Annotated in this window: 24 protein-coding genes; 22 read left to right on the top strand and 2 right to left on the bottom strand. The window is 40.0% G+C overall.

Annotated features, from left to right (window positions below):
- Positions 1-228: 228 nt before the first annotated feature.
- The gene (locus tag FZC41_RS02825; protein ID WP_170253824.1) at positions 229-1272 is read right to left on the bottom strand and encodes a sensor histidine kinase; all 1044 of its coding nucleotides are present in this window, start codon (positions 1270-1272) and stop codon (positions 229-231) included.
- A complete protein-coding gene (locus FZC41_RS02820) occupies positions 1265-1936 on the bottom strand; it encodes a response regulator transcription factor (protein WP_148565866.1) in 672 nt (223 codons plus the stop codon). The genes FZC41_RS02825 and FZC41_RS02820 overlap by 8 nt, the downstream gene beginning before the upstream one ends.
- Positions 1937-2294: 358 nt before the next feature.
- Between FZC41_RS02820 and FZC41_RS02815 the strand changes: the two genes are divergently transcribed.
- From FZC41_RS02815 to FZC41_RS02710, 22 genes are all read left to right on the top strand, one after another.
- Positions 2295-4490 (top strand): efflux RND transporter permease subunit, encoded by a 2196-nt coding sequence (locus FZC41_RS02815; RefSeq protein ID WP_148565865.1) that lies wholly within the window; start codon positions 2295-2297, stop codon positions 4488-4490.
- Entirely contained in the window at positions 4483-5331 is an 849-nt protein-coding gene (locus tag FZC41_RS02810; RefSeq protein ID WP_148565864.1) for a hypothetical protein, read from the top strand. The genes FZC41_RS02815 and FZC41_RS02810 overlap by 8 nt, the downstream gene beginning before the upstream one ends.
- Positions 5332-5346: 15 nt before the next feature.
- Positions 5347-6744 (top strand): AAA family ATPase, encoded by a 1398-nt coding sequence (locus FZC41_RS02805; protein ID WP_170253823.1) that lies wholly within the window; start codon positions 5347-5349, stop codon positions 6742-6744.
- Positions 6745-7432: 688 nt separating this feature from the next.
- On the top strand, positions 7433-7870 hold the full coding sequence (locus FZC41_RS02800) for a MarR family winged helix-turn-helix transcriptional regulator (RefSeq protein WP_148565862.1): 438 nt from the start codon (positions 7433-7435) through the stop codon (positions 7868-7870).
- Positions 7871-8008: 138 nt separating this feature from the next.
- On the top strand, positions 8009-8551 hold the full coding sequence (locus FZC41_RS02795) for a DUF2284 domain-containing protein (protein ID WP_148565861.1): 543 nt from the start codon (positions 8009-8011) through the stop codon (positions 8549-8551).
- A complete protein-coding gene (locus FZC41_RS02790; protein ID WP_170253822.1) occupies positions 8544-9194 on the top strand; it encodes a DUF3786 domain-containing protein in 651 nt (216 codons plus the stop codon). Before FZC41_RS02795 ends, FZC41_RS02790 begins: the two co-directional genes overlap by 8 nt.
- Before the next feature lie 209 nt (positions 9195-9403).
- Positions 9404-9589: a hypothetical protein gene (locus FZC41_RS17500; RefSeq protein WP_186855134.1), complete on the top strand. Its 186-nt coding sequence runs from the start codon at positions 9404-9406 to the stop codon at positions 9587-9589.
- A 190-nt stretch (positions 9590-9779) separates the two neighbouring features.
- On the top strand, positions 9780-11813 hold the full coding sequence (locus FZC41_RS02780) for an EAL domain-containing protein (protein ID WP_186855133.1): 2034 nt from the start codon (positions 9780-9782) through the stop codon (positions 11811-11813).
- Between the two features lie 80 nt (positions 11814-11893).
- On the top strand, positions 11894-12208 hold the full coding sequence (locus tag FZC41_RS02775) for a DUF6951 family protein (RefSeq protein WP_148565858.1): 315 nt from the start codon (positions 11894-11896) through the stop codon (positions 12206-12208).
- 59 nt (positions 12209-12267) lie between these two features.
- Complete coding sequence (locus FZC41_RS02770; RefSeq protein WP_207725026.1) at positions 12268-13158, top strand: LysR family transcriptional regulator; 891 nt, start codon at positions 12268-12270, stop codon at positions 13156-13158.
- A gap of 212 nt (positions 13159-13370) precedes the next feature.
- The gene (locus FZC41_RS02765; protein WP_148565856.1) at positions 13371-13901 is read left to right on the top strand and encodes a flavodoxin family protein; all 531 of its coding nucleotides are present in this window, start codon (positions 13371-13373) and stop codon (positions 13899-13901) included.
- Between the two features lie 51 nt (positions 13902-13952).
- Positions 13953-14780, top strand: a complete 828-nt coding sequence (locus FZC41_RS02760) for an SDR family oxidoreductase (RefSeq protein ID WP_148565855.1) — start codon at positions 13953-13955, stop codon at positions 14778-14780.
- A 248-nt stretch (positions 14781-15028) separates the two neighbouring features.
- Positions 15029-15868 (top strand): DUF362 domain-containing protein, encoded by an 840-nt coding sequence (locus tag FZC41_RS02755; RefSeq protein ID WP_148565854.1) that lies wholly within the window; start codon positions 15029-15031, stop codon positions 15866-15868.
- The gene (locus FZC41_RS17200; RefSeq protein WP_170253820.1) at positions 15869-16018 is read left to right on the top strand and encodes a hypothetical protein; all 150 of its coding nucleotides are present in this window, start codon (positions 15869-15871) and stop codon (positions 16016-16018) included. It begins immediately after the preceding gene.
- A 282-nt stretch (positions 16019-16300) separates the two neighbouring features.
- Positions 16301-17677, top strand: coding sequence for an MATE family efflux transporter (locus FZC41_RS02750; protein WP_205737052.1), 1377 nt, complete (start codon positions 16301-16303; stop codon positions 17675-17677).
- Between the two features lie 142 nt (positions 17678-17819).
- Positions 17820-18938 (top strand): aldo/keto reductase, encoded by a 1119-nt coding sequence (locus FZC41_RS02745; protein ID WP_148565853.1) that lies wholly within the window; start codon positions 17820-17822, stop codon positions 18936-18938.
- A 45-nt stretch (positions 18939-18983) separates the two neighbouring features.
- Positions 18984-19361, top strand: coding sequence for a MerR family transcriptional regulator (locus FZC41_RS02740; protein WP_148565852.1), 378 nt, complete (start codon positions 18984-18986; stop codon positions 19359-19361).
- Between the two features lie 250 nt (positions 19362-19611).
- Complete coding sequence (locus FZC41_RS02735; protein ID WP_148565851.1) at positions 19612-20763, top strand: aldo/keto reductase; 1152 nt, start codon at positions 19612-19614, stop codon at positions 20761-20763.
- A gap of 140 nt (positions 20764-20903) precedes the next feature.
- The gene (locus FZC41_RS02730) at positions 20904-21524 is read left to right on the top strand and encodes a flavodoxin family protein (protein WP_148565850.1); all 621 of its coding nucleotides are present in this window, start codon (positions 20904-20906) and stop codon (positions 21522-21524) included.
- A gap of 198 nt (positions 21525-21722) precedes the next feature.
- A complete protein-coding gene (gene larB / locus FZC41_RS02725; RefSeq protein WP_148565849.1) occupies positions 21723-22469 on the top strand; it encodes a nickel pincer cofactor biosynthesis protein LarB in 747 nt (248 codons plus the stop codon).
- On the top strand, positions 22466-23815 hold the full coding sequence (larC, locus tag FZC41_RS02720) for a nickel pincer cofactor biosynthesis protein LarC (RefSeq protein ID WP_148565848.1): 1350 nt from the start codon (positions 22466-22468) through the stop codon (positions 23813-23815). The genes larB and larC overlap by 4 nt, the downstream gene beginning before the upstream one ends.
- Positions 23816-24068: 253 nt before the next feature.
- Positions 24069-24551, top strand: a complete 483-nt coding sequence (locus FZC41_RS02710) for a flavodoxin (protein ID WP_148565847.1) — start codon at positions 24069-24071, stop codon at positions 24549-24551.
- The last annotated feature ends 4 nt before the right edge of the window (positions 24552-24555 follow it).

The following is a 24555-nucleotide window of genomic DNA, read 5'->3' as shown; positions in this document are numbered from 1 at the left end:
ATTGACAATTTATCATATAAAAAATATATGCTTTCTTCTACTTGCTTTTATCACCGTTGATTTATTACAGAGTTTTGAAACAGAAATCTATATTCAGGCTTTAATTAAAGTTTTGGCGGAAGTTGAACTTGAATTTAATGTGTCAAAGAAGATTAGCTTTAAGACCCCAAGAGATTCTTTGTTAAATGAATAATGGTCTAGACGGACATAAAATCCTACAAATCTTTATTATAAAGGCAGTGTTACGGTAAAGACACTTCCGGAACCGGGTGAGCTTTCAACATGGAGGGATCCGTTGCATAGAGTAATGATACGTTTAACAATGCAAAGGCCAAGGCCCAGACCTTTTGTCGCATAAGTCGGATTGGATTGGTAATATTTGTTGAAAATCTGATCCATTTCCGATTGGGTTATCCCGATTCCGGTATCGCAAATACTTACATGAACATACCCCTTTTCAACTTTGGAACTAATGGAGATTTCACCATGATCTGGTGTGTATTTGATGGCATTGCTTAAAAGATTAAGCCAAAGATGCTGCAATAAAGCAGTATCGCCGGTGTAGGTAATGGGCGTCAGTTCAAGAGAAAGATCCAATTGCTTTGCTTCCCATTTTGAAGTGAGAATGATCACACATTGCCGAATTTGTTCATCAAGGGAATAAGGCGTTTTATTGACGATGATCTGCTGCGATTCGATCTTTGAAAGTAGCAACTGGCTTTGGGTCAGGTCGGCTAGTCGGGCACTTTCTTTGGCGATGATCGTTAAATATTGTTGCTCACGTTCGGGAGTGAGATTGTCTTCAAGCAGGAGGTTGGCAAATCCATTGATGGACGATAAAGGTGTCTTGAATTCATGCGAAAAGTCATTGATAAAGTCGTTGCGTAAAGTTTGAACCCCCATAAGTTCTTTGCTCATTAGATTGAAATTCTGATAGACTTCCTTTAAAGGACCGCCTCGATTTTCAGATAGCATGACATTAAATTCTCCATTTGCAATTTTTGCAATGGCATTGGCCAGATTAGCAGTATAGCGGTAAAACAGTTTTGAAAAGAGAAAATAGAGACTGCCCATCAGAATTTCCATGGGAACAATCATGCCAAGGGCTGTAATGGGATGATAGTTTGGATTGTGATAAACCCAAACATTGGCAATATAGTCCACGAAGGCAGCAATGCAAACTGAGCCGGCGATAATCAACAGGCATGGAATGACTAACCAAAGGGTGATATGCTGAGAAGTGTTCCTTTTTGTTTTGGATTCATTATTCATAAATAACTCCTTTGTAGCCCAGCCCTTTAATGGTAATAATCTGGAATTCATTAAATTCGGTAACTTGATTTCGTAGGCGGCTGATATGGGTTTTAACAGTATCTTCACTGCTTTCTGAGTCAAAACCCCAGATATCATCCAGAAGCTGATTCTTTGTAAAGATCACTCCGGGATAAGAAAGAAATTTAAAAAGCAATTCAAATTCTTTTTTGTTAAGTTCTATTTGTCGGTCTCCTTTAAAAAAGGTATAGCCGGATTGGTCGATAACGATATCGGCAATTCGGATTATTTTTTCATTGGCGATATTGGCTCGGCGCAGCAACGCGTCAATGCGCCAGCGGAGCTCATCATAATTAACCGGTTTTGTTAGATAATCATCAGTACCAAATGAAAAACCAGTTTGTTTATCTTCGATGGATTGTTTCGCAGTAAGAATCAGCACGGGAAGTCGATAGTTGTCTTGTCGCAGCGTTTTCAAGAGTTCAAATCCGTCCATCGCAGGCATCATAATATCGGTAATCAACAAATCAATCGGTTGAGTTTCAATAATGGTTAGGGCTTCTTCGCCGTTATTGGCGCAAAGAATAGTATAAAATGGGGTAAGTCGTTCAGTCATCAGTAATTGAATATTCATATCGTCTTCTGTAATAAGAATAGTTGCCATAAAATCTCCTGAAAAATGCATTCTTATTGAAGTGCATTCATTTTCTCCTGTGGATAAATTTAGATTTTTACATTATACCTTATTAAAGTAACACTTATGTAAACTGTTTAAGCAAAAGTACTTTATAATAGCAATATTTTGAAAGATAAAAACAAGATTTTAAACGTATTCAAAAAAAGTGAATTTTACATTGATGTTACCTATCGAGGTTATACTATGCTCTGTGAAGGGGCAGATGAAAATAGTCCGGATTAGACAAACCAAAAAGTTGAACACTGAATAAGGAGGCATAGAAAGAAAGGTCGAACCCGGTTGTTTTCACAAGACCTGATTCATTTAATGAAAAAGGAGGAACAAAGTGGAACGATTTACTGAAAGTATTGTAAAACATAAAAAAGGCATTGTGCTGATAGCTCTTATACTGACACTGATTTCTGCCCTGTGCTTTTTTCAGGTAGGTATCAATTATAACATGACGGATTATCTGCCGGCGGATGCCAATTCTACCATTGCACTTAATACATTGAAAAACGAATTTGGTGAGGCTATCCCCAATTGTAATGTATTAATGGAAAATGTGAGCATTGAAGAGGGTATGACGCTTAAATCCCAGATTGAAGGGATCGACGGGGTGGAAAAAGTTAATTGGCTGGATGACGTAGTGGATATCCATGTGCCATTGGAAACCCAGGATCAGGCAATGGTTGATGATTATTATAAAGATGGGGATGTCCTCTTTTCGGTTGCCATTGCAGATGGAAAGGAACAGGCAGTCACCGATCAGATTCAGTCGCTGTTGGGAGACAAGGTGATGATGTCGGGGCCTGCTGTTGAACAGGCTGATGCTCAACGGATGGCGTCGTCTCAATCCATCAAGGCAATTTGCTTGTTGGGACCGCTGATCATATTAATTCTGATACTTGCCACAACCAGTTGGATTGAACCCTTTATTTATCTAACGGTTATGGGTGCCGCTGTTTTATTGAATCTCGGAACGGAAATTTTTCGGGGAGAAATATCATATGTCACTTTGGCTGTTGTACCGATTCTTCAGATGGCAGTTTCACTGGACTATGCGGTGATTCTTTCAACGAGTTTTGCAGCGCGAAGAAAAACCGAAGAAAATGATACCAAAGCTATGAAACTGGCCATGAAAGATTCGACTGCGACAATCGTGGCCAGTGCGTTCACCGCCATCTTTGGATTTATGGCATTGATAGCTATGAATTTTAAAATTGGCCCAGATATGGGAATCAGTCTGGTAAAAGGAGTGACGTTGAGTCTGGTATTTTGTTTGACATTTTTACCGGCTATGATTCTGCTTTTAAATAAGTGGATTGATAAGACTAGACACAAATCTTTTCTCCCGAGCTTTAAAAAGGTTGGAAAACTGGCGGTTAAAAGGCATATCCCCATTTTTTTGATTATTGCCATTGTTTCGTTTTTTTGTTACATGGGACAAAGTGAAAATCAATTCATTTATGGAAGTGGTGATACCTCAGGTCATTCCATTGCAACACAGACAATTGACGAAAAATTTGGAGTTGATAATGTTCTTGTACTGCTTGTTCCTAAGGGTGACAGTACAAAAGAAATGCTGCTTGCAGATGACATTAAAAAAATGGATTATGTAAGCAAAGTGACTTCTTATACCACGGAGATTGGAAATAAAATTCCGGAAACAGTGGTGCCAGATATCGTTACCGACAATTTTTATTCGGACAATTATGCTCGGATGTTTATTTATTCAGATTTACCTGATGAGAGTAGTGAATCGTTTGATCTGGTCAAAAATATACGTGAGGATGCGGCTACTTATTACGGCGATAAAACCTTGTCCTGTGGGCAGAGCGCTAATCTCTATGATATGAAGAATACGGTGGAAAGTGATAATAAAGTAGTCAGTGTTTTGACGATCCTTTCAATTTTTATCATACTTGCGGTGATGTTCCGGTCCTGGTTAATTCCTATTTTGTTGATTCTGACCATAAAATGTGCTATTTGGATTAACATGGCGGTACCTTACTTTACCGGCAGCAGTCTAATTTATATTGGATTTCTGGTGGTGAGTGCTTTACAGATGGGTGCCACGATTGATTATGCAATTCTGCTGACGGATCATTACATGAAAAATCGCAAGCAGATGTCTGCTAAAAAGGCAATGGAGAAATCAGTGACGGATGTCATTCCGGCAATTTTGGTTTCTGCAGCCATTCTTGCATTCGCAGGTTTTTCACTAGCTCTGGTATCAACCAATGCGATGGTTTCGGCTCTTGGTGTTCTCATCGGAAGAGGGGCTCTGATACCATTGGTTCTGGTGAGTTTGTTCTTGCCGGCATTGTTGTTGATTTCTGATAAACTGATTCCTTTGACCACTTGGAAATCAGACTTTTATCAGAGTGGTGAAAAAGATAACAGACAAGATGGACAGTTGAAAAAAAAGGAAAAAAAAGAGCGAATACCGGTTTTATCGGGAGAAACGATGTTGGTGAATATAGGAGATGATGTTGATGATTCGGTATCATGGATAACTGGAGGAAATAATAATGAATAAAAAGAAAATTGTTAAAGGAATCACCATAGGGGTGATAACGGTTGGAATGGCTCTGTCATTTGTAACTGGTGTTTTTGCTGCTTCAGATGCAGACTATTCAAAAAATGAAAATGTATATGTGGCATTGGATTATGAAGGAAAAATGATAAATTCGTATGTTGTCAATACCTTTACAGTTACAAAAGAAGGGGAAATAACAGATTATGGTGATTATGCAGCGGTTAAAAATCTTACCAATCTGGATGCTATTAAAAATGACGAGGACGAACATAGCTTTAATGCAGAAAATGGAAAATACTTTTATCAAGGTGAACTTAACAATGCACAATTGCCCTGGAAATTTGAAATTTCCTATACCCTGGATGGTAAGAGCGTGAAGCAGGATGAATTGACAGGAGCTGATGGAAATCTGAAAATGCATATAAAAGAACAGAAAAACCCAGCTCAAATTAATGATGTTTTTTACAATAACTATCGGCTTCAGATTGGGATAAACCTTGATACGGAGAAATGTAAGAATATCGAAGCAAATGGGGCGATACTGTCGGATGCCGGTTCTGATGAGAACCTGACTTTTGTGGTGATGCCTGGAACAGATGCGGACTATGAAGTGACAACTGAAGTTAAAAATTTTGAGATGGATGATGTGACTATCAATGCAGTACCAACTACTGATGTGCCGGTATCCTATGTATCTTCTCAAAACACACATATGGGAAAAGTTTCGTTTGCATTATCTGCTGATGGTGTGAAAATACCAAAAGAAACAAAAGTGGCAGAAGCAGTGACAACAAAACCAGGAATAGTTGAAAAGCTACTCAATTTGATTCGAAAAAATTAGGAAAGGATGTCAAAAATGAGGATTAACTTAATAAGAGCAACGATTCATCAGTATAAATGCATTGAAACCGAGCAGACTTTTGAGATTGAAAAAGATATCACCTTATTGATGGGGAAAAATGAAGCAGGTAAGACCAGTGTCCTGGAGGCTCTGGCAAAATCCAACTATTTTGATAGTTGTGATTCTAAATATGCTTATAATCCGACTTTCGACTATCCGCGAAGTAACAAAAGAAACCTTGACAAGACCGTTGGAAGCCCATTAGCGGTAACCCTCCATTATCACGTTTCGGCGGAATTACAAGAAGAAATAAAACTCGAAATGCTTCTGCCGGTTGAGGGAATAGGATTTTCAAGAATCACGAATTATCTTGGAAAACATCAGATCATCGATAATGCTTTTGAATACCAGCCATTAGCTTTTTGGGAGGCCTACGCCTCTCAAGTGGATGGGAATATCCTGAAATATCGAAAAAAGCTGGCAAATATCAGACATGCTGAAGGCTTTCAGGATTTCATGAAAATAGTATTACCTGATGCGTCAGTTGAGGAGATTACCTCACTGGAAAATATTGAAAGGTTTTTTGAAAACCCTCATGAATGGGACAATCCGATTAATGAATATGTATTTAGAAGGTATTTACAACCAGATATTCCCAAATTTATGTATTATGGGGATTATCATCTATTGCCTTCCAGAGTTTCCTTGAACCGTCTTTTAAAAGAAGAAAATCTGACTGAAGCGGAAAAAACAGCAAAGATGTTTTTGAAACTGGCAGACATTGATCTGGATGAGGTGTTGCATGCTCAAGATTTTGAAACATATAAAACAGAAATAGAAATTACACAAGCGAATATGACAAAAGAATTATTAAAATATTGGCGAACTAACCAGAATTTACGTATTGAGTTTGAAATTATCCGAGAAGAAATAGATCATGAAAATATTAACAAAAAGAAAAAGTTCCTTGGGTTTATAGGACGAAAAAATGCGGAGATATCGCCGTCCTTTGAGACCTTTCTGGAAATTCGGGTTCAAAATCTGAAAAAGATGGTATCACTTCCTCTGGAAAATCGGAGTCGGGGATTTAACTGGTTTTTCTCATTCTGGGTTTGGTTTAGTGCCATTGAAAAGGATAATAGCGCTAGTCCCTATATATTCTTGTTAGATGAGCCGGGCTTGAATCTCCATTCCATTGCTCAAAAAGATCTGATGCGACTCATTGGAAAACTTTCTTCAAATTATCAAATCATGATCACTGCCCATTCTCCTTTTCTGATGGAAGAAAAACTGGATAAAGTGCGATGTGTTGTGGATAAAGAATGTGGAACCTGTATAACAACCTTAGATGATGAGGATGATGAAGAAACCCTGTTTCCAGTCAGGTATCTGATGGTAAACGAACAAAACTGAATATTTAAAAAAAAAGTGGTGGATGCTCAAATAAAAAGCATGCCATCGCATTGCAAGTGAAACAGCAACAGTTATCAAAGATATGATCAATCAATTTACTTAAGTAACTTCGAATTATTCTTGAACTATCTAGGTTTGTGAATAATTCCAGGTTGCTTTTTTATATCAGACAAATGGGATGAGTTGTCGGATTGGTGAAATTATTTTTCATCCAGTTCTTAATTTTGAACCGAATAGTAGCTGCCTTTATTTGCAAAAAATGAGAATTGATCCAGTAAAGTTAATAGTTTCATGAGTTGAAACAAGATTTGGAATAATGCAGTATTTTAAAAAAATCATATAGACTGTCAATTTAACATTAGCTTAATAAAATATTAACGTTAAGGAATAGTTGAAGCGTAATATATGGTTATCAAAAGAAATAAAAAAGAATAAAGACAAGAATGGCTTTAAACTATAATTTGCATATTAAAGGAGAAAATGATGAAAGCATTAGGAAAAAATAGTGTAGTAACCGGTGGTGCCATGGGCATGATCAATAAGGTAATGGAAGCCAATGAACATTAATAACTAGAGATTATAAAAATTATAATATTTTTAATTTGAATAAATTATCAAAGAAACTTTACAAAAGATCAACACTTATGTATAATAAACGTGTATATACACTAAAAATAAGGATGATCATATGATAACAGAAAATGAAAATAAAAAATCGTCAGTTTGTAACTGTCTCAACATGCGGCGCGCATCTCAGGCGATAACAGAAATCTACGACCATTATCTGGTGCCCAGTCAAATTAGCATCAGCCAGTTTTCAATTTTGAAGCACATTCATGCAATGGAGCCAGTGAGTGTCAGTGCGTTGGCCGCAGAAATCCGATTGGACCGCACCACATTGGTCCGCAATTTAAAACCCCTTGAACACTTAGACTTGATTCATGATATTGCCCAACCAGGCACCCGGAACCGACAACTCTGTTTAACGATAAAGGGCAAAGAAAAAATGGAACAGGCGCATGTGTATTGGAATCAGGCCCAGGCTCAGATTGAAGCACAGCTGGGGCAGGAAGACAGCCAAATTCTACAAGACTTGTTATTAAAAATTGAGGTCATGGTGCCTTGATTTTTGGATATATCGTGTAAGTACACTAATAAATGATGAAAGAGAGAATGTGTGTAAAATGAAGCGGTTTAAGTCAAACCAACATTTCATGTGAGTTTTCTAATCCCATGGGAATGATTAAAAGCAAGGATGGTAACAATGAATAAGCAAACTGAAATTGAAAAAGATCTGGCCCAACTGCCCATTCTGGAATATGTTTTTTTCAAACCGGAAGAGATTATTTTCGCTAAAGAAGTTCGGGATCTTTGTGAAGGAAATGGCTGCGGCATGTATAATACAAACTGGGCCTGTCCGCCGGCAGTGGGAAGCATAGAAACTTGCAGGGAAAAATGTCAAGCTTATGATAAAGCCATGCTCTTTACCACAGCCACCGAAATGGCCAGCAGTTTTGACATGAAAGGTTGGATGGATGCAAGAGTGGAGCATGAGGCATTAACCGATCAGGTTGCGGATGTTTTTCGCAGATACGACAAAAATGCCTTGATTCTATCGACTGAAGGGTGTACGGTGTGCAAAAAATGTGCCTACCCCGATGCTCCTTGCCGCTTCCCGGAGTGTATGTATCCGGCTACTGAAGGTTACGGTATCATGGTGATGCAAATGGCGCCGGCCTTAAATATCAGCTACAATAATGGTGCCAATACTGTCACTTATTTCAGCATGGTGCTGTTTAATGAATAGTCGATACTCAATGTTGAGCTCTTACGATGTCATTTACGAGGCATTGTTGCCAAAATTGACTCAGTGTAATTTGCGGGAAAGTGCTGCCCATTTTGGCCTCGACACTAATTCCAAAGGGGATATTATCATCGAGTTTCTAAAACGAAATTATCTCATTAGTAATGCAGGGGTGACACCGGTTGATGGGAAACCGGTTAATATCAATAATCGGTCCATCCTGATCCATTATGTTTTATCTCAAGGCATTGGTGATCCGGTTTATTCATTTAAACCCCTTTTTCGGATGACGACTGTTTTTTCAAGCGGAGATACCGGGAAAACCAGCATGATGGATGCTCCCTTGATTAAAACATTTGGAAATGACGTCAATAAATTAGCAGAAACCATTGTAAAATTAGGTGGAAAATCTGAGCGTTCCAGAGAACCCAATAGCCGGTGCTGGCTATTGGAAGTGCTGCCCAAAATACCGGTTAAGATTATCTTTCGGGAAGCCGATGAAGATTTCCCAGTTGAGATTCAAACCCAATTTGATGAAAGTGCTCCGGAATTTCTGGAGTTTGAATGTCTGGCATTTTTATGCGGCTGTCTCGTCAGAGCATTGATTAAAACTGCCGAATATGGGACAGTGGATGGCTGGGAGTAGCAACCGGCCGTCGAGTTTTTAATCGCACACCGAATTTTCGGTGTTTTTTTTTCCCAAAAACATGAAAACCAGCACGTTACATTAGCTTAACAAAATATTAACGTTGAGGAATAGTTGAAGCGTATTATAAGGCTATCAAAAGAAATTAAGAAGATAGCAAGGCAAAAATCCTATGAGAAACAAACGATTCATAAGATAAGAAGGAGAAAATGATGAACGTACAAGGAAAAAATATATTTGCACTTGACTTAGAGTTGACTCCAAGTGGTAAAATAAAAAAAGCTCGTATAAAAAAAATTATTTGCAAGAAAACAGGACGTTCACAGTGCCTGCCATTCATCGGTTATCCCAGAAGCCTGAACGCAATCAGCTGTGTGAACAATGCCATATTATAAGAGCTTCTAAACCTTCGATTTGTCGAGTAATGGCACTCGCCTATTTCATCGCATTCTCCCATTTTTTCTTTAATTTTATCATATTGTATTGTAAAGTGGAGCGGAGTCATATAAAATAAACAAGTTCCGGTAAAATTACGGGATAATTTTTGGCCGCACTATTTTTATTGAAGAAAAGATGGAGTTAAAAATGATGATATTAGACACTAGGATTCAGATCGTTACCATATGTTTTTTTATAATTGTATATTCTGATCATATCAGGAATAAAAAATTACCGCTTTTATCGAATTATTTTTTTTCAATGATGCTTTTTTTTACAGCAGGAAATTTATTTTTTGACCTTGTTAAAGTTTATACCATCATATATATGGACGTGGTTTCACCGCTGATCAATCGATTATGCAATCAGCTTTTTTATGCAACGCTAATCATGATTGTGGCATTTTTGTTCTGGTATGTTGAAATTCTAGGGCATAATCAGAAACGAATGGAATGGAAAAAGTTGACATTTAGTCTTTTGTTGCTTCTTTTCCCGATGTATATGATCGTGTTTGGTGAACTGAATTATTATATCGAGGATAATCACGTCTATGCTTATGGATCAATGACTGATGCCTTCTCGTTAACTGTTCTGATTTATGGCATCATGATTATTATCGACACTTTTTTATATAAGGATACAATTGGTAAAGATAACCGTTTTGCCATTCGACTTGGTGTCATGGTTTTGATTGGAGGCGTGGTCGTTCAATTCTTCAATCATGGACTGCTCACGTTAGGGGTGACCATTACGCTCATGATTCTATTTATTTACTTATCGCTTGAAAACCCTAAGGAATATGTGGATGAAGATACGGGAACTTTCAACAAAAGAGCATTTCATCTGATGATGGAAGAAAAAAAAGAAGCAGACAGATCGCTGATCCTTGTGAGTGTAGTAGTTGATGATTTGAACAAAATTCAAACCATGGTGGGACATGACCGCACTAATCATGTGCTAAAAATCATTGGCGATCAGATGAATGAAGTATTTCAGCTTGAGGAGCATTTTCATGGAAAAATGATGAAACAGGTATATGAATTCAGCATGCAACACAAGCGAAAAAAGATTAGAAACACCTTTTTATCAAGTGCTTATCATACCCGAAGCAATGTGATGACTTTTTTAGTCGAGCAACCTCTGGAATCCATCCAGGATCAATTGAACCAGCTCTCAATGTTTATCAAAGAACCGATCACCTGTTCACAATACACCATAGCAATAAAAGCACATATAGATGTTATTTTAACAGATGTATACAAAGAACAGTCTAGCTGTGACGAAGTGTATGAAATGATGAATTATATGGCAAACCATAATGAAGCACGGTCAGATACCAATGTTCATTTTCTGGATGAGGAGATCATCAGTCAAAAGATGCGTTACACGACTATTGAAAATATCCTTCGGGATGCTATTGCAAACCAGGGCTTTGATATGGTATATCAGCCGATTTATCATTCAAAGACAGGGGATTTTCTTTCGGCAGAAGCACTGGTACGCTTAACCGATACCACCACTGTCGGTTTTGTCTCACCGGAAGAGTTTATTCCCATTGCTGAGAAAAAAGGTATGATAATGGAGTTGGGTCAGATCGTATTTGAAAAAGTTTGTGCTTTTGCCCGTAAAAAGTGCCTTCAGGAAATAGGGATTGAATATATTGAAGTTAATTTATCCGGTATTCAGTGTATGCATCCGGATCTACCCAGTCAGTTGCAGAAGATTATGCAGAAATATGAAATAACACCGGGTTTTATCAATTTGGAAATTACAGAAACTGCATTTGTGGAGTCAGGAGAAATGCTCCAGGTAAATATGCATGAACTTAGGGATATGGGTTGCAGCTTTTCAATGGACGATTTTGGAACTGGCTACTCCAACCTGTCCCGGATGGCAGAAGTGACATATGATCTGGTAAAACTCGATAAAAGTTTAATTTGGCCTTGTTTCTCAGAAGAAAGCGGGAAAGCCAATGCAATTTTAGAAAGTGTGATTCGGTTGCTGCATCAATTGAATGTCAAAATTGTAGCAGAGGGTGTGGAAACAGAAGAAATGGCGATCTACCTGAATGAACACGGGGTAACCTGCTTGCAGGGATATTATTATTCAAAACCCATTGGTGAAGAGGCGTATTATAATTTTCTTCTCAACGATCAGAGGGGGAGATTATCATTAACTTAAGATCAAGATTTTCTGATGACCAATTGTGCTATAATACACTAAATGAAAATACTTGTTGAAACAATATTAAGGAGAAAGTTATGGCAAAAGCAATAATCGCAAGTGGCGTTTGTGGTTTTACAACCGAGGTAAAGGCAGAAAGTTCTGGTCAGGGCATTGTTACCCTGGAAATTTTGACCGATTGTCCCGCTTTTCAGAAATTAAATGATGCTTTAAAAGAAGTTGATGGGATGGCTTGTGTCTTTGGCAAGATCGGTGAAGGACCTATCTATGAAGCCTGCCGTGTTAATTGCAGGCATGCTGCCTGTCCCGTTCCCATGGGAATAACCAAAGCAGTGGAAGTAGCCGCCGGTTTAGCTTTGCCCAGGGATGTAAGCGTGATATTAACAAAATAATATGAGCCAGTTATTTACCATCAAACTGAAGTTTGTAAATAGAGGAGAACGAGAGAATCATGCTTAAGCAAATCAGGTATTTTCAATCCGTGGTTCGTAATCAAAGTTTTACCGAGGCTGCCGAAGAATGCTTTATTTCTCAGTCGGCTATTTCTCAGCAGATCCAGGCATTAGAAAATGAGTTGGGGGTGCAACTCATTGTTCGCGAAAAACGGAAGTTTTTTCTGACGCCAGCAGGTGAACATTTTTACCAGAAAAGTTCGGTGATCCTTTCTGAATTTGAAGCACTGTGCCGAGAAACGATGCGAATCGGTCATAATGAACAGGCAGAACTTCGAATTGGATATTTGAAAAGTTATGGTGGTAATGAGATCCAATTGGCGGTGATTGATTTTTCGGCAAAATATCTGGATGTCGCGGTTCAGATTATAACCGGAAACCATGAGGATTTATATGATCATCTCCGTTTAGGCAAGTTAGACCTGGTGTTGAACGATCAACGACGGGCTTTTTCGGATGAGTATGTGAATCTGTTATTGACTGAAAGTTGTTGTCACATTGAGATTGCCAGCAGAAATCCAATCGCTGATTTTGAGTGGGTGACGACGGAGCAGCTTCGGAAAATCTCGTGTATATTAGTCGCGTCACAAAATCAGTGGGAAACCGAACAAACTTACTATCGCGATATTGTCGGATTCAAAGGAGATTTTTTGTTTTTTGATAATTTAGAAGAAGCGCGACTGATGGTTGTTGGTGGAAAAGGCTTTATGCCAATAGAGGGTGGAGAAAGGCCGAGTCAGTTTGGGACAACCATTTCCCGGGTCCCTCTTTATAAGCGAGGTTCACCAGTACACCGAAGGTATTGTGCATTCTGGAAGGTCAATAATTCAGTTAGTAAGCTTAAAGAATTCTCAGAAATACTTAAATCTAAATTCAATAAAGGAAACTGAAAAAGACTGCGTTCATGGTTATGGAGGCAGTCTTTTTATAGTTTTAGCATAAGATTATCTTATGGAATAGGGCTGATAATAAAATTGTACTTTAGAAGGGAACGGATTAAAATAAGGATCAGATGATGCGTTTAAGTGAGTATTTGTGTGGCAGTTTAGTACGATCATTAAATTGATGATTTGATAAATTTAGCTTTAAATAAGGAGGAAAAATGAAAGTATTGGCAATTAGTGCAAGTCCCCGCGTCGGAGGAAATTCAGACGTGCTTTGTGATCAGTTCTTAAAGGGTGCAAAAGAAGCCGGGCATGATACCGAGAAAATTCAAATTAGAAATCAGAAGATTAACCCGTGTCTTGCTTGTTATGCTTGTCTTAAGAATGGTGTCTGTGCAATAGATGATGATATGGAAGAAATTCAGCAGAAAATGATCCATGCAGAGATTATTGTGCTATCGGTTCCGGTATATTTTTATTCGATGAATGCACAGATGAAAATGGTGATTGATCGCTGTATCACCCATTACAAAGAAATGAAGAACAAGCAGTTTTATTTTGTGGTTACCGCAGCAGATCCCAATCGGAACGCGGTTGATGAGACAATCGCAGGGTTTCGCGGATTCCTGTGTTGTTTACCGGAAGCTTTGGAAATGGAGATTATCTATGGAACCGGGGCCTGGGACAAAGGGGATGTATTTAAGCATCCGGCTTTTGAGCAGGCTTATGAAATTGGAAATAAATTGTGAAAGAGCAGGATTATACGGAAGTAATATTGGTTTATGGAAGGAGAGATTAAAATGCAAGATGTAATACTTTGGACAGGTGCCGGGCAAATCGGAATGGCGATTGCCAGAAGAGTCGGTTATGGCAAGAAAATAATTGTGGGCGATAAAAACATCAAAAATGCGGATGAAATAGCAAAAATAATGAACGAAGCCGGATTTGATGTGGTATCAGTTGAGACCGATATTTCGTCCCGAGAATCGATTTTGAATTTGATTGCAGAAGGACAGAAACATGGTGAAATTACAGCACTGATCAATTCGGCCGGGGTATCACCGAGTCAGGCATCGATTGAAGTTATTTTGAAGGTCGATTTGTATGGAACGGCGGTATTACTTGAAGAAGTGGGAAAAGTCATAGCGCCCGGCGGTGTCGGCGTAACAATTTCCAGTCAGTCGGGACATCGAATGCCTCAACTTGGAGCAGAAATGGATGAGTTATTAGCAATAACACCAACAGAAGCGTTGCTTGATTTGGATGTGCTGCAGCCTCAGAATATCAAGGATACCTTGCACGCTTATCAAATGGCCAAGCGTTGCAATGAAAAGCGGGTGATGTTTGAAGCGATTCGCTGGGGAGAAAAGAAAGCCCGGATTAATTCGATTTCGCCGGGAATTATTGTAACGCCTTTAGCTATCGATGAATTCAATGGACCAAGAGGCGATTTTTACAAAAACATGTTTGCTAAGTGCCCAGCTGGACGTCCAGGCACAGCCGATGAAGTTGCGAATCTGGCAGAATTGCTGATGACTGAGCGGGGCGCCTTTATCACCGGATCGGATTTCTTGATCGATGGCGGAGCGACAGCATCCTACTTTTATGGGCCACTCAGACCGGAATAATCGTTTAAATAACTTACGGCTATTTTTTATTTTAGTCTAAATGGTTATGAAACGTTAATTTTATAATATTTGTTTTAAATGCCTGTGGAGGTGTACTGCTGAAATAGATTTAATTTAGAAATAAATCAATTTAAACCTTGACTTAGAGTCCACTCCAAGTGCTAAAATGAAAAAAAAGGAGGTGCTTTCACATAAAACAAATTTTAAATAAAAAGCACAGCGACAACGTAAAAACAGCAGTTGTTTATATGACAAAAAATATTAGTACTGAGGGACTTCTGGCTATTTATGAAGCACTGGATCATAAAGCCACCGGAAAAGTAGCGGTGAAAATATCTTCTGGTGAACCAGGAGGCCATTATTTTCTGTCACCAAAACTCATCCAACCATTGGTGCAGGCTGTAAACGGCACAATTATCGAATGTAATACTGCTTATGGTGGCAAACGTGCAGATACAGAGTCCCATCGCAAGGTAGTGGAAGAACACGGCTTTACAGCAATTGCGCCGGTCGACATTATGGATGCAGAAGGTTATATGAGTATTCCGATTGTTGGCGGAAAACATTTACAAGAAGATCTGGTGGGCGCAAGTTTTAAAAATTATGATTTTGTCGTTAATTTGGCGCATTTTAAAGGGCATGCCATGGGAGGCTTTGGCGGTGTCATCAAAAACATGTCCATCGGTATCGCATCTTCAATGGGAAAAAGCCTGATTCATAGTGCGGGCACAGAGACCACCGGTTTTGGCATTGATACGCCACAAGATGATTTTCTGGAATCGATGGCTGAAGCGGCAAAAGGTGTTGCAGACTATATGGGAGCAAATATTGTATATATCAATGTAATGAATAATCTGTCAGTGGACTGTGATTGTGATGCCCACCCAGCAAAACCAGAAATGGATGATATCGGAATTCTTGCGTCTCTTGATCCGGTCGCACTGGATCAGGCATGTGTGGATCTTGTCTATGCCGCAGATGGGAAAGCCTTAATTGAAAGAATGGAATCCAGACATGCTATTCATACTTTGGAGCATGGCGATTCCATCGGCCTTGGGACCAGAAATTATGAGCTGATTTCAATGTGAATGAGGTTAAAACGCATAAGCAAAAATTTCGATGAGAACGCTGATGCAGCTGGTATTGAGTTAATAACAGCTGAAGTGGCATCGATTGATGCAAAGCTTGACAGGAAGGAAATGTCAGAGGTGTTTGGCGGTTCCCCGGTCAAGAAATAAAATAGTACATCCTAAATTGCCTTTTCGAAAGAAAATTTTGAGCAGCATTGGATAAAAAGGGGGGGGGGAAGTCTACTCTGCCCTTCTTTATTTTATTTAAAAAAAGGCCAGATTGGTAAAATGGTAGACTTGGAGTTCACTCTAAATGTTAAGCTCAATTTATAAAATGTGTCAAATATAACCGATCAAGGCGGAAAGGATTATCTTTCGGAAGGAAGTTATATCAACTCTGTCATCGGTAAACTTAGCGAAGTGTTTGAAGAGGAAAGGCGAGAAATAAAATTGGAGAAAACAGCATTATTAAAGATCAAAAGAGTTGAGAGGGGTCAACATTTATTTACGAACAATGATTTGTTCAAGTTATTTATCCCCCTGGTCATTGAGCAATTTTTGGAATATATGGTGGGACTGACCGCTTCCATTCTGGTTGCTCATGTTGGCGAAGCAGCGGTATCTGGGGTTTCCCTGGTGGAATTTGTCATGGCACTGCTCATTAGTATCTTTGCGGCATTGGCAACAGGCGGCGCAGTCGTTGCCGGACAATATATGGGAAATAAACAGATGAAAGAGGCCAATGAAGCGTCGAACCAGCTGATTTGGTTTGTCGGGGTTACCTCCGCTATCATTATGGTTTTGATTTATTTATTTCGAACAGCCATACTGCATGTTTTATTCGGAGCAATCTCTGACGAAGTCTATAGTCATGCCAGTACTTATTTATTAATTGTTGCCGCTTCTATTCCTTTTCTGGGGTTGTATAACGCGACAGCGGCAGTATTTCGAACCATGGGCAATTCCAAATTACCGATGAAAGTGATGCTGGTCATGAATGTTATAAATGTGGCAATGACTACAGTGTTGATTTTTGGGTTCCATATGGGAACAGCAGGCGTTGCCATCCCGACTTTGTTATGCCGTATGGGCGCAGCCATCATCATTCTTGCACTGGTGATGAACAAAAATAACTGTTTGTATTTGAAAAGATCAATCCGCTTCAAATTTGATGGAACCATGATCAAACAGATTCTGAAAATTGGGGTACCCTCAGGTTTTGAAAACGGCATGTTCTATTTTGGGCGGCTCATTATCTTAAGTCTGGTTTCCACCTTTGGCACGGCTGCCATTGCGGCAAACTCGGTGGGTGGAACCATTGTCATGTTTGAGGTGCTGCCTGGCATGGCAGTTGGCCTTGGCTTGACCGTTGTCATATCACGCTGTGTTGGTTTGGGTGATTATGAACAGGCAAAATATTATACCAAGAAAATTATGGGCACGCTTTATGTGGCTCAGATCATCAGTTCGGCCATTGTTCTGGCCTTACTGCCATTGATTCTTAATATTTATTCACTTTCGACGGAAGCCACCCTGTGGACAACCCAGATTGTCTGGGGGCATGCGATTGTGATGATTCTGATCTGGCCGCTGGCTTACTCATTACCGGTAACCTTTCGGGCATCCGGAGATGCGAAGTTTCCCATGATCATCAGTATCGTATCCATGATCTTCTGCAGAATATTTTTAGCCTATATCTTTAGTATTAATTTCAATATGGGAATGATTGGGACCTGGGCAGCCATGTTTGTTGACTGGATTTTCAAAGCCGTCGTTTTTGTCTGGCGGTATTTTTCCGAAAAATGGACAAATTATAAGGTGATCTAGTTATTAGACTGGTATTCACGATGAAGGACCTAGGCTTAAAGTAAACTTAATTATTGAACATGGCTATTGACTTGGAGTTGACTCCATATGATAAGGTAAATAAAACAAATATTGAATAATAAAGAAAAAGGAGAATACCGATATGGAACAGAAAAAACTGGGATTTGGCTTTATGCGCTTACCGGTAACTAATCAGGAAGATTCAACAAGCATTGATACGGAGCAACTGAATAAAATGGTGGATACCTTTTTAGAAAGAGGGTTTACCTACTTTGATACAGCCTATATGTATCATAACTTTAAGAGTGAAATTGCTTTAAGAGAAGCCCTGGTTAAACGACACCCGAGAGATTCTTTTACGGTTGCCACCAAGATGCCAACTATGTTTTTAAAAGCAAAAGAAGATCAGGAACGAATTTTTAACGAACAGCTGGAAAAATGCGGCGTAGATTATTTTGACTATTATCTCCTTCATAATCTTAATGTTTCCCATTATGAAACAGCAAAAAATATGGACAGTTTTGGATTTATCCAGAAGAAAAAAGAGGCGGGGAAAATCAGAAACATCGGCTTCTCTTATCACGATAATGCGGATTTGCTTGATGAAATTTTGACCGCGCATCCGGAAGTGGATTTTGTACAGCTGCAGATTAACTATATGGATTGGAATAATGAGAGCATCCAGTCCGGGAAATGTTATGACATTGCCACAAAGCATGGTAAACCGGTTATAGTGATGGAACCCATTAAAGGTGGCACTCTTGCAGCGGTTCCAGACAAAGCAGCGGAAGTCTTAAAAGCCTATCATCCGGGAATGTCTATTTCTTCCTGGGCAATTCGTTATGCAGCCAGTCTGGAAAATGTGAAGATCGTATTAAGCGGTATGTCAAATATGGATCAGTTACTGGATAACACCGGATATATGCAGGAGTTCAAACCTTTTGTTAAAGAAGAATATGATATCATCAATAATATCATGAAGATCATTAATGAATCAATCGCCATTCCATGTACAGCTTGTCAGTATTGTGTGGAGGGGTGTCCGATGAATATACCTATTCCCAAATACTTTGCTTTATATAATGCTGAGAAGCAGTGTAAAAAGCAAGTGTTTTCAACACAAGGTGTCTATTATGGAAATTATACCAAAACGCATGGAAAAGCGTCAGACTGTATTGAATGCAAGAAGTGTGAAGAAAGCTGTCCGCAACATATCGAAATTACAAAATGGTTAAAAGAAGTAGCCAGCACATTTGAATGACATGATTTCAGTTAATGATCAGAACCAATTTGGAGGAAAATAAAGATGACCATTACCGAAGTAAGTAAAAAATATGATATTTCTCAGGATACTTTGCGTTATTATGAGCGAATTGGATTAATTCCTGCTGTCAACCGAACTAAAGGTGGCAATAGAGACTATACCGAAGAATCCTGCGGATGGATTGAACTGGCAAAATGCATGCGCTCCGCGGGGATTCCGATCGAAGCCCTGATTGAATACTGTGCTCTCACCCAGCAGGGTGAAGAGACCATCACGGCCCGAAAAGAACTTTTGGTTGAAGAACGTCGAAAACTTTTGGAAAAAATGGAAGATATGCAAAAAACCATGGACAAGCTCAATTACAAAATAGACCGATATGAAAAGGCGGAAATCACCGGCGTTTTGTCCTGGGATAAATAAACCAATGTTTGACCGGATCAAATGAGTGTATACAAAATTGCATTCCTTAAAAGGATGGGGATTTTTATAAAAATTAATGATTTCTATTGACTTAAAGTTCACTTGATATGATAGAATAAATTAAATTAGTCATGTACAAAATAAAAAACAGCGAAAACCGATGGCGAACATGTTTCATTGGGCATAAGAAAACTTCAATTGTTTAATACTGATTAACGCTGTTTAAATTTAAAATTAAGGAGATTGAAAGATGTTGTATCGAAAATTCGGAAAAACAAATGAAGAAGTTTCTGTTTTAGGATTTGGTTGCATGCGGTTGCCGGTTATTGACGGGGTTCAAACAAATATCGATGAGGTGAAAGCAATTGAAATGATCAGATACGCCATTGATAACGGCGTGAATTATATTGATACGGCGTATCCTTATCATGGAACCGGTTTTGATAAAGGGGGAGAGAGTGAACCTTTAGTTGCCAAGGCATTAAAAGATGGCTACCGAGAACGGGTTAAACTGGCAACGAAACTTCCGGCATGGTTGGTTCAGACCAGAGCTGATATGGATCGATTATTGGATGAGCAGCTGAAACGTTTGGATACCGATGTCATCGATTTCTACCTGATGCATGGACTGAACAGCGGCTCCTGGCAAAATCTGGTAAAACTGAATGTCGGTGAATTCTTGGATCAGGCAATAAAAGACGGAAAAATCAAACATGCAGGTTTTTCTTTTCATGATGACTTTGATTTATTTGTCGAAATTGTCGATGCTTATGACTGGTCTTTTTGCCAAATCCAATACAATTATCTGGATGAAAATTACCAGGCCGGTACAAAAGGCTTAGAATATGCGGCCAACAAGGGAATGGGGGTTACTATTATGGAACCCATCAGAGGCGGTGCGTTGGTTGACAAATTACCCAAAGAAGTTTTAGAAGCCTGGAACGAAGCCCCAATCAAAAGAACCCCGGCTCAGTGGGCGCTCAGGTGGGTCATGAATCATCCCGAGGTGTCAGTGGTCCTGAGTGGTATGACTGAGATGGCCCAGGTGGTTGAAAATATCAATACCGCCAATGAAGGTGCCGCCAATTCCTTAACGAACGAAGAAATCGCGTTAGTGGATTTTGCCAAGAAAACAATAAAAGAAAAAATGAAAGTCAACTGTACTGGCTGCCGATATTGTATGCCTTGTCCAAACGGGGTCGACATACCGGGACATTTTTCACTTTATAACAATGCCTTTCTATTTGATTCGCTCCCACGAGCCAAAGGTCAATATGCGATGATGTTTCCTCAAGATGCAAAGGCGTCGAATTGCGTTGAGTGCGGACAATGTGAAGAACATTGTCCCCAAAATATTGCTATTATCCAGGAATTAAAAAATGTCAGAGCCGCCTTAGAATAAAAATGCTGCTTAAAAAATAAGGTACGGATATTTTTTAAAGAAATGAATAATTGTAGTTGACTTGGAGCAGACTCTAAGAAGTAGTCTATTAATAACGATTAAAATTATCCAATTGAACTTATAAAAAAGGAGTAAACAAAATGAAAGTACTTTTAATTAATGGCAGTCCCAATGCGAAGGGATGTACGTATACCGCATTAACAGAGGTGGAAAAAACCTTGAATCAAGAAAACATCGAAACAGAAATCATTCATGTGGGACATAAGGATATTAGAGGGTGTATCGGATGCCATAAATGTCGAACACTTGGAAAATGTGTTTTTGATGATATTGTCAATGAAACGGCAGTAAAATTTGCTAAATGTGATGGCATCATCTTTGGTTCATCCGTTTATTATGCGTCAGCCAATGGGACAATGATCTCTTTTCTCGACCGCTTGTTCTATAGCGCCAGTTACGATATGACTATGAAAGTCGGAGCGGCCGTGGTATCGGCGAGAAGAGCCGGGACCACGGCAACCTTTGACGAGCTGAATAAATATTTTACAATATCCAATATGCCCATTGTATCCAGTCAATACTGGAACATGGTCCATGGTTTTACACCCGAAGACGTCTATCAGGACAAAGAAGGCTGCCAGATTATGCGGACATTAGGTAAAAATATGGCCTTTATGATTAAGAGTATCCAGCTGGGCAAAGAAAAATATGGTTTGCCGGAAAAAGAGGAAGAACATATATTTACTAACTTTATCCGATAAAAGCGGTCAGTTAGTCACAAAGAGAAGGCGAACTAAACGTTTAAACGGTAATTATTGATGTATTTAAAATCTCCGAACCTTAAATGGTCGGAGATTTTTTTAAGAAAAGAATAAATAGCTATTGACTTGGAGTGAACTTCAAGTGGTAAAGTATAAGATAATATCAATGAGATAAAACAAGTTAAACCAGAGGTGAAAATGGAAACACAGGAAATATTAAAAAAAGTAAAAACGGGAGAGATCTCGGTGGAGGAAGCAGAGCTTATTTTTCGCCGACAGCCTTTTGAAGAAATGGGTTATGCCAAACTAGATATGCACCGAAAGATACGGTCCGGCTTTGCCGAGGTAATCTTCTGCAGCGGCAAAGCAGATACCCATTTGCTGAATATATTTGGAAAGCTTTATGAAGAAGATGGCGAGGTGATGGGAACCCGGGCCACCAGGCATCAGTATGAAGTGATTAAAGAAGTCTATCCGGAAGTTGTGTACGACGAAATATCCCGGATTATTAAAATCGAAAAAACCGGCAAGAAACGGGTGGGAAAAATTGCCATCTGTTCGGCGGGGACCGCGGATATCCCAGTGGCGGAAGAGGCCGCCCAGACGGCCGAGTATTTTGGCTCCTACGTAGAACGGCTTTACGATGTGGGCGTCAGCGGAATTCACCGGATTCTTTCTCAGCTGGATGTGCTCCAGAGTGCTAACTGCGTGATTGCGGTAGCAGGGATGGAAGGGGCTCTGGCCAGTGTCATTGGCGGGCTGGTGGACAAACCGGTCATCGGGGTGCCCACCTCGATCGGATATGGGGCTAGCCTGGGTGGCATTTCAGCGCTGCTGACGATGATCAATTCCTGTGCCAACGGCATTTCGGTGGTTAACATCGACAATGGTTATGGGGCAGGCTACACGGCCACCCAGATTAACCGATTGGGGGTGCGAACATGAGTCAAACCTTATATTTGGAATGTTATTCCGGCATCAGCGGCGACATGACCGTGGCGGCTCTCCTGGATCTGGGAGCCGATCAGTCGGTGCTGGAGACGGCGCTCAAAAGTTTGCCTGTCACAGGTTTTGATATTGTCATCAGTCGGGTGAAAAAGGCGGGACTGGATGTCTGCGATTTTCACGTCAAGCTCGATTGCGACAACCATGACCATGACATGGCCTATCTTCATGAAAATCATCACCATCATCACGGCGATGAACATGGTCATTCTCATGCATCGGAACCTGGAGAGCATGAACATCAAGAAAAAAAGACCCATTCGCACGATCATCGGGGACTTCTGGATATCGTTGCCATCATCAATCAGGCGGCGATCACGGATCATGCCAAAGCGCTGGCCATTCGGATCTTTTCAATTATTGCCGATGCCGAAACAAAAGCCCACGGGGTTCCAAGCGAGCAGGTACATTTCCATGAGGTGGGAGCGGTGGACTCGATTGTAGATATTGTAGCGGTAGCGGTCTGCCTGGACAATCTGGACATCCACGAGGTGATTGTGCCGGAAGTATATGAAGGCCGGGGGTTTGTACGTTGTCAGCATGGAATCATCCCGATTCCCGTCCCGGCAGTAACTCATATTGCTGCCAGACATGGTTTAAATCTGCATCTTACCAGTACCGAAGGGGAGCTGATTACTCCAACCGGAGCGGCCATTGTGGCCGCCATTAAAACCGGGGACCAGTTGCCAAAGCAGTTTGCGATTGAAAAAACCGGCATGGGCGCGGGTAAACGAACCTACGACCGGCCCAGTCTATTGCGGGTCATGCTGATCACCGACAAAACGAAAAATAGTGGTGGCATTTTCAAACTGGAAAGCAACATTGATGACTGCAGCGGTGAAATCCTGGGTTTTGTTATGGAGCGGCTGTTTGCGGCCGGAGCCAGAGATGTCCATTACACGCCGGTATATATGAAGAAAAACCGGCCCGGCTATTTGCTCAATGTGATCTGTAAAAAAGATGCCATTGCTGAGCTGGAACAGATTATTTTTGAAGAGACCACCACCATCGGGATCAGACGTATTCAGATGGAAAGTACCGGTTTACGGCGAACCGTCAAAAGAATTCTAACCAGTCTGGGGGAAGCTCAGGTAAAAGTCTGTGAGCTGGAATCGGGAAAACGGATTTATCCCGAATACGCCAGTGTGGCGGAACTCTGTCAAAAACACCAGATGGCGTATCAGGACGCCTACCACATCATCAAAAAAGAGTGTGAAGCAGCCGAAGGAATCTCGCAGCGCACATTGGTTGAGCTCAATCGGTTTGAGCTGCCGTTAACCTCATGATCGAAAATTTTATAATATAAACTGGCATTTGCACCTTATTTTATTGACAAAAGCTATTTAAGCTCGCTGAACGATCAGGAAGTGGGGATTTTTAATGTGACCTTTGAACCGGGATGCCGCAACAACTGGCACATCCATCATGGAAGCGGCCAGATCCTGATCTGTGTCGGCGGCCATGGCCGGAACTAGGAGTCTGGAAAAGAAGCGTAAAATAAAAATAAAACATAAAACATGAAGTTGGGAAGGTGAAAACATGAACAATAAGAAGATTTTAGTAGCATATTTTTCAGCAAGTGGTGTAACCGGTAATGTTGCAAAGACACTTGCTCAGGCAGCACAGGCGGATATTTTTGAAATAAAACCAAAAGTACCCTACACAGGGGCAGATTTAGACTGGATGAATAAAAAAGCACGCAGTACCATCGAGATGCAAGATAAAATGTCCAGACCGGCTATTGCGGAGAAATTATCGAATATGGATGATTATGACGTGATATTTGTAGGCTTTCCAATCTGGTGGCACGTTGCGCCAACCATTATCAATACATTCCTGGAGGAATATGATTTTGCAGGAAAGACCATTGTTCTTTTTGCAACATCAGGTAGCAGTGGCTTTGGAAAGACCGTCGCTAATCTCAAAGGCAGCTGTGCTGATTCAACAAATATCAGCGAAGGTAAGCTTCTTAATGGTAGAATTTCAAAAGAAGAACTGACTGCCTGGGTAGAGAGCTTTTAGAAAA

The organism is Acetobacterium paludosum, from assembly GCF_008086595.1.
Lineage (GTDB): Bacteria > Bacillota > Clostridia > Eubacteriales > Eubacteriaceae > Acetobacterium > Acetobacterium paludosum.
Note: the sequence above shows the minus strand (reverse complement) of the source record. Positions and strands in the feature narration are given on the sequence as shown.